The following is a 13,516-nucleotide window of genomic DNA, read 5'->3' as shown; positions in this document are numbered from 1 at the left end:
GGGTGAGTCGGGCCGACTGCTTCACCTCCGGCTGGCCCGTCGAACGCACGTGGTAATGAACAGGACTTTTTTTCGAGGGCTGGAGTGGCTGTTGCTGGCGTTGGCACTGCTGAGTGGCTGCAGCGACGCCCGTCCTGCTCCGCCCCGCCCTTACCGCATCGGCTTCTCGCAGTGCAGCACGCACGGCATCTGGCGGCAGGCCGTGCTGGCCGGTATGGAGCGCGAGCTGAGCTTCCACCCCGAAGTGCAGCTGCGCATGCTGGATGCCCAGGACAACAGCCAGCGCCAAAGCCAGCAAATCCGGGAGTTGCTGCGCGGCGGCATCGATTTGCTGATTGTGTCGCCCTACGAGCCCGGCCCGGTGACGCCGGCAGTGGACGCTGCCTTCCGAAGCGGTGTGCCGGTGCTGCTACTCGACCGCCGCACTACTTCGCCGAATTTCACGGCCTACGTGGGCGGCGACAACGTAGACGTGGGCCAGACGGCGGCCCGCTACGCCGCCCAGCTGCTGAAAGAACGGGGCGCCGTTATCGAGTTGCTGGGCGCGTTGCGGTCGGCGGCCACAGCGGGGCGGCACCAGGGCTTTACGCAAGGCCTGGCGGCTTACCCCAACCTGCACGTTGCCGCGCAGGTAAACGGCGACTGGAACGTCACAACCCTGAAAGCGCCCCTGAAGGCCGCTTTGCGGGCGCACCCGGAAGCCTCGCTCATCTTTGCCCACAACGACAACATGGGCCGCAGCGCCGCCGAGGTGCTGCAGGAACTGGGCCTGACCCAAAAGGTGCGCATCATCGGCGTCGATGGCTTGGCGCTGGACCTGGTGCAGCGGCGGGTGCTGCAAGCTTCGCTGCTGTACTCGCCGGCCGGAGAGGACGCCATTCGCACGGCCCTGAAAATTCTTAACCATCAGCCCTTCGAGCGGGAAAACCGCTTAAGCACGGTGGTGATTGACTCGACCAACGTGGGCATGATGATGCAGCAACGGGAGAAGATTCTCACGCAGCAGCAGGACATTGAGCAGCAACACGGCCTGCTGCTGCGCCTGCGCGCCACCTACGCCAGCCAGCGCACCGTGCTGTATGGCCTGCTGGCCACCTTGCTGGGGGCGTTGCTGCTGGGCGCGGTGGCCTGGCGGTCGGCCCGCCGCAACCGGCTCATCAACCAGCAGTTGGCGCAGCTCAACGCCCGGCTGAGTGCGCAGAACGAGGAAATCAGCACCCAGCGCAACCATATTCAGGAACTGGCCGAGCAGGCCCGCGCCGATACCGAAGCCAAGCTGCGCTTCTTCACCAACTTCTCGCACGAGCTGCGCACGCCGCTCACCCTCATCCTGGGGCCGGTCGAAGAGTTGCTTAGCAGCCGGGCCGACCTGTCGGGGCCGGCCCGGCAGGACCTGGCCCTGGTGCGCCGCAACACCCAGCGCCTGCTCCAGCTGGTGAACCAGCTGCTGGATTTTCGCAAAATTGAAGTGGGGAAAATGGCTGTGCGCGCCACCGAAGCCGACGCGGTGGCTTTTGTGCGTGAGCTGGTGGAGGCTTTCGAGAAGCCGGCGCAGCTGCGGGGCGTGCGCCTGCACTTCCTGGCCGCCGAGCCGGAACTACGGGCTTGGTTTGATGCGAATCTGCTGGACAAGGTCTTTCTCAACCTGCTCTCGAATGCCTTGAAATTCACGCCTGAGCACGGCCAGATTACCGTGAGCGTGCAAAGCGCTGACCAAGGCCGCACGCTCAGCGTGAGCGTGGCCGACACGGGGCCCGGCATCGGTGCGCAAGACCGGGCCCACGTTTTCGAATGGTTCTACCAGGGCGAGCAAGGCGCGCCGGGCGCCCTGGCCAAAGGCTCGGGCATGGGCTTGGCGCTCGCGCACGGGCTGGTGCGCCTGCACCAGGGGCAGCTGGCCTTTAGCAGCCAGCCGGGTCAGGGCAGCACCTTCACCGTGACGCTGCCCCGGGAGTTGCCGGCAGAACTGCGCGCCACTGGCCAGCCCGACCAGCCGGCCATTGCCCTGCCCGAGCCGGAATGGCTGCCAGCCAAAGCGGACGCGGAAGAGGCCCTGACGGTGGCCGGAACCGGCAGCGAAACCCTGGTGCTGGTGCTGGAGGATAACCAGGAGGTGAACGACTTCCTGACGCGCAAGCTGCGCGGCGACTTCCGGGTGCAGAGCGCCACCGACGGCCACACCGGCCTGCGCCGGGCAACCGAGCTGATTCCCGACCTGATAGTGTGCGACGTGATGATGCCCGGCCTGAGCGGCCTGCAAGTGGTGGCCCAGCTGCGGGCCGACTGGCGCACCTCCCACATCCCCGTCATCCTGCTCACGGCCCGGGGCGCTCCCGAGCAGCAGGTGGAGGGCGTGCAGGCCGGCGCCGACCTCTACCTGACCAAGCCCTTCAACCCCACGTTTTTGCTCGAGAGCGTGCGCACGCTGCTCGCCAACCGCGCCCGCCAGCGCGAGCATTTCCGCCGCGAGCTGAGCCTGGACACGGCCACCGTGCTAACCAGCCCCGACCAGAAGTTTCTGGCCGACCTCACGGCCACAGTCGAGGCCAACCTGACCAAAACCAACCTGAGTGTAGAGGAAATCGCCCAGCAGCTGGGCATCTCGCGCATGCAGCTCTACCGCAAGGTGAAGGCCGTGCTGGGCACCGGCGTCACCGATTTTATCCAAGGCGTGCGCCTGACGAAAGCGCGGGAACTGCTACTCGACGAACGGCGCACCATTTCCGACGTGGCCTACGAGCTGGGCTTCTCGTCCCCGTCGTACTTTTCCACCAGCTTCCGGGCGCGCTACCAGTTGTCGCCATCCGAGTTCCGGGCCTTGCATGTGGCGTCGCCGTCCTGATACAAAGTCAAAACCCTTGTTCCAAAAACGAAACCGAACCCTTGCCGGGCTCGGTTTTTTTATACATAAACAATTGTTTGAAAGCAGGTTATAGCAAATTCTTTTTTTGAACAGGAATTGCAAGAATTGAGCAAGCCCCGCGCTGCGGGGGCGGTGAATTTTGTGTGAGGCCGCCGGCCAAAACGGCCGCTTGGAAAGGCCGGTTCCGGCCACGCTTCGCTTTCCCATCCCACCCCGCCCCATGAGCTTTGTCAATCTGAAACAGCTGGCCGGTGAGCTCGGCTTGTCGTCGTCCACCGTGTCGCGGGCCATGCGCGACTCCTACGAAATCAGCACGGCTACCCGCGAGCGGGTGAAGGCTGTGGCCCAGCTGCTCAACTACCAGCCCAACCCCTTTGCCAGCAGCCTGCGCAACAACGTGACCAAAACCATTGGCGTGATTTTGCCCCAGCTTGATAACCACTTTTTCTCCCTTGCCATCAACGGCATTGAGGAGGTGGCGCAGCAAAACGGCTACCACGTCCTCATCTACCTCACCCACGACAGCGGGGAGAAGGAGAAGGCCGTGTCCAAGTACCTCATGAGCGGCCGCGTCGATGGAATCTTGCTGGCGCTGGCCACGGGGACGCGCAGCGTCAGCCACCTTGAAAAACTCAAGCTGACCGGCGTGCCGCTTGTGCAGTTCGACCGGGTGAACAAAGCGCTTCAAACAGCCACCGTTACCACCGACGACTTCGCGAGTAGCTACCAGGCCACCGAACATCTTATCAAGGCCGGGTGCCGCACCGTTGCGCACTTGCTCATTTCCGAGAGCCTTTCCATTGGAAGCCGACGCCTGCACGGGTACCAGGCGGCCCTGCGCGACCACCAGATACCTTACGATGCAGGTCTGGTGCTCAATGGCCGGGGCAGCAATGACGAAAACCTGCGCCTTATCACCCGACTGCTGCAGCAGCGGCCGGACATTGATGGGATTTTCGCTTCCGTGGAGCGCCTGGCCCTGAGCAGCTACCAGGCCTGCCAACGCTTAGGCATCAGCATTCCGAAACAGGTCAAAATCATCGGGTTTTCCAACATGGAAACCGCTTCATTGCTGGCGCCCAGCCTGACCACCATCACCCAACCGGCTTACGCCATTGGCAAAGAGGCCGCCCGCATTCTGTTTCATGCCATTATCAAGCACAAACCGGTACTCCCTACCCAAAGCCTGGAATTGAAATCGGAGCTGATTGCCAGGGCATCAACGGGCAGTACGCCGCGTTAGGAGGTGTTGTAATAACAGCAACATTTTCATGTATAATACATTGCGCGGATTTGCCGTGCCGATGGACGTGCGGCATCAACGGGCACTAGCACGGCAGCAGAGGTAGCATGCGCAAGTGGGGTGCCAGCAGTGGCGGCGCAGCGGGCCGGCAACACGGACCGCGGCCTGCAAATAGCTTCGGTAGCCGCCGGTTGTGCTTTGCTACACGACTTATCCGCCGTTGCTGTCGTGTTTGCGCACCTACCCACCGGAGCACCGGCCGCATCGAACCAAGGTTAGCATGGGACCGATGCGTTGCGCGCATGCCATTAGACCCCCGCCGGGAAAGCGAAAAAGCTCGACACCTCGCGGGACCGGACTTTTCAATCAGGCCGAAGCTTAGGCTGCGGCCTTCTCGCTGCTCTCGCGGCCGTCGATGGCTTTGCGCAGCTTGGCAATGGCCTGCAGGGCGCGCTCCTCATCGAGGGGGCTGATTTTGCACGCCAGCTTGGTTTTTTCAGAGCAGATGATTTCCTCTTTCTGCGTTGTCCCGGCGCATCGAACTGGAAAAGCAGGTACCTGCATCCGTTTTCCTTCGTCTTGTTAGCCTGGCATCTACCTGTTTTCTGCCTTCCCAACGGAACGCGAATAGCTAACAGGCGCTAGCCTACTTCCCTTCTGCTTCGGCTCATTCAAACAGCAGGAACTGCCAAGCTAACGGGGCTGGTTTTTAGCGTAAATTTAACCGGCATCGATGCCGGCAACGATGCCGGCAACGATGCCGGCAACGATGCCGGCATCGTTTGCATAACTTTAGCTATGCCATTGTTCTATTTAAATACTCAATCCCTGCAGCTTAGCGCTAGGTTTGTGTAAACAATTTCCTTTTTTTCCACCTGGCCCACCCAAAATGTCCCCAACTATGAAACAATTTCTATTCTTGTTTTTGCTGCTGTTGCCGATGGCGCTGCGAGCTCAAACGGTAACTATCTTGGAATCTTCGGGTTGGCTCGAAACGGCGTATGTGCGGTGGCAGCCCATTGCCACGGCGCAAAGCTACAATGTGTACTACAGCGGCGCCGGCATTGTCAACCAGAAGCTCGACGACCAGCTTGTCCGCAACTATGGGTCTTTTTACCGGGCTGATGCCCTGGGCCTTACGCCAGGCACGTATACGCTCCGGATTGTGCCCGTGGTTTCGGGGGTAGAAGGTGCCGCAACGGTGACCCCGTCCCTAACGGTGCTGGCCCAGGACCGGACCGGATTTGCCTTTGACGGCGGCCGGGTGCCGGGGGGCTACAACGCCAACGGCACCGTAAAAAGCAACGCGGTCATTCTCTACATCACGCAAAACAGCAAGAATACCGTCTCCCTCAACGTGACCGGGGCCACCACCAACCCCTGCGTGGGGCTGCAAACCATTCTGGATGGTTTCAAGAAAGGCCGTGATGCGCGGCCGCTGATTGTCCGCTTCGTCGGGCAAATCACCGACCTGACCTACATGCTGAACGGCGACATTGTGGTCGAGAACGGCAACTATGCTTCCGGCAACATTACCATGGAAGGCGTAGGAAACGATGCCGTGGCCGATGGCTGGGGCATTCGGATAAAAGGGGCTTCCAACGTGGAAGTCCGCAACATGGGCACGATGAACTGCGACAGCGACGAGGGCGACAACATCGGCCTGCAGCAGGACAACGACCACATCTGGGTGCACAACTGCGATTTCTTCTACGGCCACGCCGGCAGCGCCGCCGACCAAGTGAAAGGCGACGGCGCGCTGGACTGCAAAAAGTCAACCTACGTGACGTTCTCCTACAACCACTTCTGGGATTCGGGCAAATGCAACCTACTGGGCCTGAGCGAGAACACCACCCAGGGGCTGTACATCACCTACCACCACAACTGGTACGACCATTCGGATTCGCGTCATCCTCGGGTTCGGTTTTATTCGGCCCACGTCTACAACAACTACTACGACGGCAACGCCAAATACGGGGCCGGCTCCACGGAGGGCTCCTCCGTGTTCATGGAAAACAACTACTTCCGCAATTGCAAGTACCCGATGCTGACCTCGATGCAGGGCACGGATGTTTACAACCCTGCCACGCAGCAGAACGACTACAACACGATGCCGATTTTCTCGAACGAGGACGGCGGAACCATCAAGGCATTCAACAATACGATGACCGGGCAGCAGCGCTTTGTGCCCTACGGCGCGGCCGGCTATCCCAATTCGACGGTTGACTTTGATGCGTACGTGGTGACTACCCGGACGCAGCTGGTGCCCAGCACCGTCCATTCGGCGTACGGAAACAACACCTACAACAACTTCGACACCAACCCGGCCGTCATGTACACTTACACGCCGGACAGCCCTACCGGGGCGCAAACCAACGTGACGCTGTACTCGGGACGCGTGAAGGGCGGTGATTTCCAGTGGACCTTCAATAATTCGGTCGACGATGCTTCTTCCGCCGTCAACTTACCGCTGCAATACGCGCTGGTTCATTACACGACCGGCCTGGTTTCTGTGCAGGGCGACGCACCCGCTACCCCAGGCGGAGGCGGGGGCGGCGGTGGCACCAGCACGGCCGGCATGATACACAATTTCACCCTGTCCGGCACCTCCAGCACGTATTACACCATCACCGGCAACCTCTCCACTTCGCAAGGAACGGTTACTTATAACGGCTTGAACCTGACGCAGTGCTTGAAATTGGAGTCGGCCACGAACATTGCCTTCACGACAACCGCAGCCGCCACGCTCACGCTGGTATTCAATAGCACCTTTAGCGGAACGGTTATAGTGGACGGCACCAGCCGCACCGTGAGTGCGGGCCTGCTCACCCTCACGCTGCCCATCGGTGCCCACCAAATCACCAAAGGCACCACTGCGAACATCTACTACATGAGCACCGTCTACACAGGCGTTCTGGCCACGCTGCAGCAGCAAGACGCGCAAGCCGTGAAGGTATACCCGAACCCCGCCACCGATGCCGTGACGGTGGAGTGGAAAAGCAACCGCGCGTTTTCTATCTACACCATCACGGGCAGCCTGTTGAAAACCGGCATGACCAACCAGCGCGTTGACTTGAAAGAGGTGAAACCAGGGCTGTACCTCATTCAAATTCGCGACGAAGACGGCTACCTGCGAACGGGCCGCTTGCTCAAGCAATAACCCAAGTCCGCTTTGGCGGATTTAAGTAGCAGGCTTGGCTCGGAGCCGGGTTAACTCAATCAATCCGGCTCCGAGCCGAGGCATTGCTAAAAGAAGCCGCCTTTCTTCCATTGTCGCTAGAAGGATGGATGGAAGAACAGAAAAGCCCGGCACCGCAAGGTGCCGGGCTTTTCTGTTCATGCAGCCGAAGCTTAGGCAGCGGCCTTCTCGCCGTTCTCGCGGTCGTCGATGGCTTTGCGCAGCTTGGCAATGGCCTGCACCGCACGCTCCTCGTCGAGGCGGTTGATGTTGAGCAGCATTTTGGTTTTCTCCGGACGGGTGATGACCGGGTGGTTCAGCAAGCGGATGATTTCCTCTTTCTGAGCGGCCGTGGCGTACTGCACGGGCGCAGCAGGGGCCTCAGCCGCTACGGCAGGCGCCTCAGCCGGTACCACCTGCATGGCGGGCACGGCATGGGCCACAGCCGCCGGGGCCGGAGCAGCGGCGGGCGTGTTGGTGTTGTAGTCCATTTCTTCGGCCGGCGTGGGCTCGTAGCCGGCGGCGCGGATAATCCAAGCCAGGCAGTTGCGGTAGGCTTTGCCGATGGCGCGCGTCTGGGCCATGCTCATGATGGCAAACTCCTGGTAGAATTTCTTGCCGCTCTCTTTGTTCGAGCACACGGCAAAGCCGGCACCAACCGTGGTCTGATGACGAATGTCAAACAGCGTCACTTTGGCCTGGTATTTCATTTCCTCGGGGCTGCTCACGTTGATGACGTGCTCCACGATGGGCACAATGCCCAGGCGCGAGCCGGCGTATTGCCAGCCTTCCACGTTCACGAACTCTTTGCCCTGCACGTTGGTGGTGAGCTTGTTGTCCTTGATGAACTTAGCGAGGTCCTTCGCCAAATCCAGCGTTTCGTCGGAGCGGCTGATGTCGTAGCTCTCGATTTTAACCTTTTTGGTAATGTCCTTGGTGGTTTTGGTGGCCTCGTTCATGGCGGTATTTTTTTATGTGTCCAACTGATGTTCGTGAGTATAACCCAAAGGTAAAAGAAATCGTGCGAAAAAAGCCAAAAATATTGGTAAATTTTACTGCTGTAAATCAAATATTTATCAGCAATAACAAAAAATATTTGCTTTTAGTAAAAGCTAATCAGGTTGGAGGAATGGCAATGAAGCAATTCTGAGTGGCTAAAGGTTCCATTCCGGCCCTGAATCGCTGGTGCGAACGAACTTTAGCCGGCCACTGGCTTTAGCAATGAGGAGACACAGCGAAGGCACGGGTTAAAAAAGCCGCAGCAAGCACCGCCACGCCGAGCGCGGCGCAACCGCTTGCCTAACGCAGTGGCCCAATCGAGAGAAATAAGTTGAAGCCCGCTGGGTGCCGTGACTGCGCTCCGCATGGCGGCTGCCGTTTTACAGATGCAGCTTCGATTTTTTTACCGGCCGAAACAACCATTTTTCTGTTCCTTCCGGGTAGAAGTTTGTAGCCCCTGATACGGCAGCGGCACACCGACTCGCGACCGGTACCGCCTGACGCGTCCTGGCCCGGCCCGTGGCCGGATGATGGAATGTTGGCGCCGGCTTCCATTGCCCGTTCCCGGCCGGTTGTTCACTCATCCCTTTTTCTGGCAGCCAAGCCTTGCGCTTGGCCCATTTTTCCGGCAGCCCCGCGGCGCGGTAGGGGAGCAGGCAGAGCGTTAACATAAGAACGTCATGCCTCGACTGCGCTCAGCATGACGTTTTTATGTGCTGATTATTGGTTTCTCAACCGAAGACTTACCCGCCCTCCAGAATATGGCCGTCGCGCATCACAATCTTGCGGTCGGCCATTTCGGCCAGCTGGTCGTTGTGCGTCACGATGACGAAGGTCTGCCCCAGTTCCTTGCGCAGCAGGAAGAAAATCTGGTGCAGCTCCTGGGCATTTTTGGTGTCGAGGTTGCCGCTGGGCTCGTCGGCGAAAATGATTTCGGGCGAGTTGATGAGTGAGCGCGCCACCGACACACGCTGTTGCTCGCCGCCGCTCATTTCGCTGGGCTTGTGCTCGGCGCGGTGCTCCATGTTCATCATGGCGAGGAGCTCACGGGCCCGCACGCGCACTTCTTTTTCGGTGCGGCCAGCCAGGTAGGCGGGCAGGCACACGTTTTCGAGGGCCGTGAACTCGGGCAGCAGGTTGTGAAACTGGAAGATGAAGCCGATGTGCCGGTTGCGAAACCGGGCCAAATCGTTGCGCCCCAACGAGCTCACCGACTCGCCATCGAACAGGATATCGCCGGAATCGGGCGTGTCGAGCGTGCCCAGAATGTGCAGCAGCGTGCTTTTGCCGGCCCCCGAGGAGCCGACAATGCTCACGATTTCCGACTTCTCAATCGTTAAATCGATGCCCTTGAGCACGTTCAGAGCATTGTAGCTCTTATGAATGTTGATAGCTTGCAGCAACGGTAGGCGGCGATAGACGTGAATGGTGCGGGTACGGCAAAGCTACGCACAATCCGGGCGGAGCGCAGCCGGGAGCTATACGCAACTTCGGCCAACGCGTAGCTTTGGGTATGCCTGTGACTGGAAATTTTTTTGCGATGCCTTTCTCCTCACTGTTGGGGCGCCGCTGGTGGCTGGCGCTGCTGTTCGTGACGGCATTGCTGCTGGTGCTGCGGCGCTTGCTGGGGAACGGAATGGCCAGCCGCCGCGCAAGCCCGCAAGCCACCCTGGCAATAGCAGCCGAGCTGGCCGCCGGGGCTTCTGGCACTCCCCGGCCCGCTGCCGCGCCGGCCGACAGCACCCGCTTGCGCGGCGTGAGCTGGGTAGGCGGCGACTCCATTACCGAGGCCGAGCTGGCCCCGCTGCTGCGCGACCACGTCAGCTGGATTGCTCAGATGCCGTTTGGCTGGCAGGGCGGCGCGGCTGAGCCCGCTATCCGGGTGAATACCGCGCGGCCCGCTGGCCGGCGCGGGCTGTGGGGTGAGAGCGACGCCGGGCTTGTCTACACGGCGGCGCTGGCGCACCGGCACCACATCCGCACGCTGCTCAAGCCGCACTTGTGGGTGCGCGGGCCCAAGTCCTGGCCCGGCGACATCAACATGGCTACCCCGGCCGACTGGCAGGCGTGGTTTGCCAATTATTCTACGTTCATGCTGCACTACGCGGCTCTGGCCGAAGCCAATCGGTTCGACGGCCTCTGCATTGGCACCGAGCTGTTGCACGCCACGGAGCCGGCCCACGAGAAAGCCTGGCGCGGCCTCATCAAAGCCATTCGCAAGGTCTACCACGGCCCGCTAACCTACGCCGCCAACTGGAGCGGCGAGTACGAGCAAATCCGTTTCTGGGACGCGCTGGACTACGTGGGCATTCAGGCCTATTTTCCGCTGAGCACGGCCGCCAGCCCTTCGCTTGATGCGCTGTTATTGGGTTGGGCGCCGCACCTGCAACGGCTCGCTGCCTGGCAGAAAAAAATCAAGCGACCCATCGTTTTTACCGAAGTGGGCTACAAAACCACCCCCGACGCCGCCGCCCGGCCCTGGGAATGGCCCGAGCGCACGGCCGCCTTCGCCACGCCCGACGAGGCCACGCAGGCGCGCTGCTACGAGGCCCTGTTTCGGGCCTGCTGGGGCCAGCCGTGGCTGAAAGGCCTGTTTATCTGGAAATGGTACCCCGGCCTGGCCGCCGACGGCCCGGCGCGCCGCCACGCCGATTTCACGCCCCAGCACAAGCCGGCCGAAGCCGTATTGGCCCGCTGGTATGCGCAGTAGCGTAAGATGAAGCTTCTGCTACATATTATTCCGCTTTTGCCAGCCATCGTCGTACTTTCGCGTCAGCAACCGAAGGTCCGCGTAGAATCACCACTCCCTTACCCGTTTTTATGAACATTCACGAATATCAGGGCAAAGAAATCCTGAAAAAATACGGCGTCCGCGTGCAGGAAGGCATCACCGCCGATACGCCCGAGGAGGCCGTAGCCGCCGCCGAGAAGCTGACCGCCGAAACCGGCACCAGCTGGTACGTCATCAAGGCGCAAATCCACGCCGGTGGCCGCGGCAAAGGGGGCGGGGTGAAGCTCGCCAAAGGCCTGGACAAAGTGAAGGACGTTGCCGACAGCATCCTCGGCATGCAGCTCGTGACCAAGCAAACCGGTGCCGAAGGCCGCAAAGTGCACAAGGTGCTCATCGCGCAGGACGTGTATTACCCCGGCGCTTCGGAGCCGAAGGAATACTACATGAGCGTGTTGCTGGACCGCGCCCTGGGCAAAAACGTCATCATCTACACCACCGAGGGCGGCATGGACATCGAGGAAGTAGCCGAGGCGCATCCCGAGAAAATCCACCGCGAGCACGTGGACCCCGCCGTGGGCCTGCAGGGCTTCCAAGCCCGCAAAATTGCCTTCAACCTGGGCCTTGAGGGCGAGGCACAAAAGGAAATGGTGAAGTTCGTAACCGCTTTGTACAAGGCTTACGACGAAACCGATTCCAGCATGTTCGAAATCAACCCGGTGCTGAAAACGTCGGACAACAAAATCCTGGCCGTAGACGCCAAGGTGACGCTGGACGAAAACGCCCTGTACCGTCACAAGGATTTTGTGGCCCTGCGCGACCTCAACGAGGAAGACCCCTTGGAAGTAGAAGCCTCGAACAACAGCCTGAACTACGTGAAGCTCGACGGCAACGTGGGCTGCATGGTGAACGGCGCCGGCCTGGCCATGGCCACCATGGACATCATCAAGCTCTCGGGTGGCGAGCCCGCCAACTTCCTCGACGTAGGCGGCGGAGCCAACGCCCAGACGGTGGAAGCCGGCTTCCGCATCATCCTGAAGGACCCGAACGTGAAAGCCATCCTGATTAACATCTTCGGCGGCATCGTGCGCTGCGACCGGGTGGCCAACGGCGTGGTAGAGGCCTACAAAGCCATCGGCGACATCCGCGTGCCCATCATCGTGCGCCTGCAAGGCACCAACGCCGAAGAAGGCGCCCGCATCATCGACGAAAGCGGCCTGAAAGTATCATCGGCTGTGCTGCTGAAAGATGCCGCCGCCCGCGTGAAAGAAGTGCTGGCTACTGCCTAAGCCGCTGAAAGTTTGACGAAAAAAGCCTCGCCGGTGTTGTGTCGGCGAGGCTTTTTTCGTTTATGCAGTCAGCCGGTAGAAGCAGCAGTTGAATAGAAAAGCGGCCGCACTATTTGGCTGCCGAAGCTTTTGCGGCTACTTTTGCAGTCCAATCCGGCCCTGGCCACGTCGTACAACGGATAGTATGAGAGTTTCCGAAGCTCTTGATTTAGGTTCGATTCCTAACGTGGCCACTGAAAACCGTCTCTGTGAAACACAGGGGCGGTTTTTGCTTTAATACCCAGTGCGTGCCTCATCAGCAAAGAGGACGGCGGAAATACCTTAAATGCTTCGGTTACTTCTGCCTTTCAGCCAATGCAAACAACCGCATTGCGGCATGAACGAAGCGCCCCAGGCGGCCCCCGGCGGGTCTGGATGCTGCATTTGACGAATGCCAATAAGGGAGTGCTGCCGCGAGCGAAAAGGCTTGCTTGGCTGCAGCATTGCTGTGGCCTACGTGTAGGTTATCAGGTGCTTACGCGCTGAGGTGTGCTATCAAGTCCTGGATGCTCACCAGTTTCAATCCAAGCCGGGTGGCCAACTGGCGCAGTTCAGGCAGACGGGCCATACTACCGTCCTTGCTCAGCACCTCAATGAGCACGCCCGAAGGCTGATAACCCGCCAAGCGGGCAAAATCCAAGGCTGCCTCGGTGTGGCCGGGGCGGGCCTGTACGCCGCCGGCATTGGCAATCAGCGGGAAAATATGCCCCGGCCGGCCCAGCTGCGCCGGTTTGGTTGCCGGATTTATGAGGGCCTGGATGGTGCGGGCGCGGTCGCTGGCCGAAATGCCGGTGCCGCAGTCGGGTCCCAGCAAATCGACGGACACGGTGAAGGCCGTTTGGTGCAATGCTGTGTTGTCCGCCACCATCAGCGGCAAGTCCAGCTGCTGGCAGCGCTCGGCCGGCAGCGACACGCAGAGCAGGCCCCGGCCCTCGCGTACCATGAAGTTGACCAGCTCCGGCGTGACGCACTCGGAGGCACAAATCATGTCGCCCTCGTTTTCGCGGTCCTCGTCGTCCACCACAATGATGACCTGGCCGGCCCGAACGGCGGCAACGCCTTCTTCAATGGTATCGAGCACAATGGGCTCCAGAACGGGCACTTCAGCTGCTTTCATGAACGGGGCGCAGCCTCTGCGAGCTGCTTGAGTAGAACAACAAGGGCCCAAAGATACCGG

The 13,516-nt window shown here is 60.5% G+C and carries 10 protein-coding genes, 1 tRNA gene and 1 pseudogene; 7 read left to right on the top strand and 5 right to left on the bottom strand.

The features are described 5' to 3' along the window. Window positions 1–55 precede the first annotated feature (55 nt). Window positions 56–2,842, top strand: a complete 2,787-nt coding sequence (locus JKL48_RS13690; protein WP_201983395.1) for a substrate-binding domain-containing protein — start codon at window positions 56–58, stop codon at window positions 2,840–2,842. Between the two features lie 241 nt (window positions 2,843–3,083). Beyond that, complete coding sequence (locus JKL48_RS13685; RefSeq protein WP_201983393.1) at window positions 3,084–4,106, top strand: LacI family DNA-binding transcriptional regulator; 1,023 nt, start codon at window positions 3,084–3,086, stop codon at window positions 4,104–4,106. A 378-nt stretch (window positions 4,107–4,484) separates the two neighbouring features. Here JKL48_RS13685 and JKL48_RS13680 read toward each other — a convergent pair whose 3' ends face one another. Beyond that, window positions 4,485–4,670: a hypothetical protein gene (locus tag JKL48_RS13680; protein WP_201983391.1), complete on the bottom strand. Its 186-nt coding sequence runs from the start codon at window positions 4,668–4,670 to the stop codon at window positions 4,485–4,487. A gap of 337 nt (window positions 4,671–5,007) precedes the next feature. Between JKL48_RS13680 and JKL48_RS13675 the strand changes: the two genes are divergently transcribed. Then, window positions 5,008–7,266 carry a pectate lyase family protein gene (locus JKL48_RS13675; RefSeq protein ID WP_201983389.1) on the top strand — a complete coding sequence of 753 codons (2,259 nt, stop codon included), beginning with the start codon at window positions 5,008–5,010 and terminating at the stop codon, window positions 7,264–7,266. 191 nt (window positions 7,267–7,457) lie between these two features. Here JKL48_RS13675 and JKL48_RS13670 read toward each other — a convergent pair whose 3' ends face one another. After that, window positions 7,458–8,243, bottom strand: coding sequence for a hypothetical protein (locus JKL48_RS13670; RefSeq protein ID WP_201983379.1), 786 nt, complete (start codon window positions 8,241–8,243; stop codon window positions 7,458–7,460). A gap of 14 nt (window positions 8,244–8,257) precedes the next feature. Between JKL48_RS13670 and JKL48_RS13665 the strand changes: the two genes are divergently transcribed. After that, entirely contained in the window at window positions 8,258–8,434 is a 177-nt protein-coding gene (locus JKL48_RS13665) for a hypothetical protein (protein WP_201983376.1), read from the top strand. Window positions 8,435–8,663: 229 nt separating this feature from the next. On the opposite strand, the gene JKL48_RS13660 is transcribed toward JKL48_RS13665, so the two are convergent. Both JKL48_RS13660 and JKL48_RS13655 read right to left on the bottom strand, forming a co-directional pair. After that, window positions 8,664–8,954, bottom strand: a complete 291-nt coding sequence (locus JKL48_RS13660; RefSeq protein ID WP_201983374.1) for a hypothetical protein — start codon at window positions 8,952–8,954, stop codon at window positions 8,664–8,666. Between the two features lie 72 nt (window positions 8,955–9,026). Then, on the bottom strand, window positions 9,027–9,686 hold the full coding sequence (locus tag JKL48_RS13655) for an ABC transporter ATP-binding protein (protein ID WP_201983371.1): 660 nt from the start codon (window positions 9,684–9,686) through the stop codon (window positions 9,027–9,029). Window positions 9,687–9,823: 137 nt separating this feature from the next. On the opposite strand from JKL48_RS13655, the gene JKL48_RS13650 reads away from it, so the two are divergent. The 3 genes from JKL48_RS13650 to JKL48_RS13640 all read left to right on the top strand — a co-directional run bounded on the left by JKL48_RS13650 (window position 9,824) and on the right by JKL48_RS13640 (window position 12,533). Further along, window positions 9,824–10,993: a glycoside hydrolase family 113 gene (locus JKL48_RS13650; RefSeq protein WP_201983369.1), complete on the top strand. Its 1,170-nt coding sequence runs from the start codon at window positions 9,824–9,826 to the stop codon at window positions 10,991–10,993. 110 nt (window positions 10,994–11,103) lie between these two features. Continuing rightward, window positions 11,104–12,300 carry an ADP-forming succinate--CoA ligase subunit beta gene (gene sucC, locus JKL48_RS13645; protein WP_201983367.1) on the top strand — a complete coding sequence of 399 codons (1,197 nt, stop codon included), beginning with the start codon at window positions 11,104–11,106 and terminating at the stop codon, window positions 12,298–12,300. Between the two features lie 161 nt (window positions 12,301–12,461). Next, window positions 12,462–12,533 (top strand) — tRNA-Arg (locus JKL48_RS13640). A gap of 293 nt (window positions 12,534–12,826) precedes the next feature. Here JKL48_RS13640 and ribB read toward each other — a convergent pair. Then, window positions 12,827–13,432, bottom strand: a pseudogene (gene ribB, locus JKL48_RS13635) (3,4-dihydroxy-2-butanone-4-phosphate synthase); the annotation flags it as partial. Window positions 13,433–13,516: the final 84 nt, after the last annotated feature.

The organism is Hymenobacter rubidus (genome assembly GCF_016734815.1).
In the GTDB taxonomy this organism is placed as follows: domain Bacteria; phylum Bacteroidota; class Bacteroidia; order Cytophagales; family Hymenobacteraceae; genus Hymenobacter; species Hymenobacter rubidus.
Note: the sequence above shows the minus strand (reverse complement) of the source record. Positions and strands in the feature narration are given on the sequence as shown.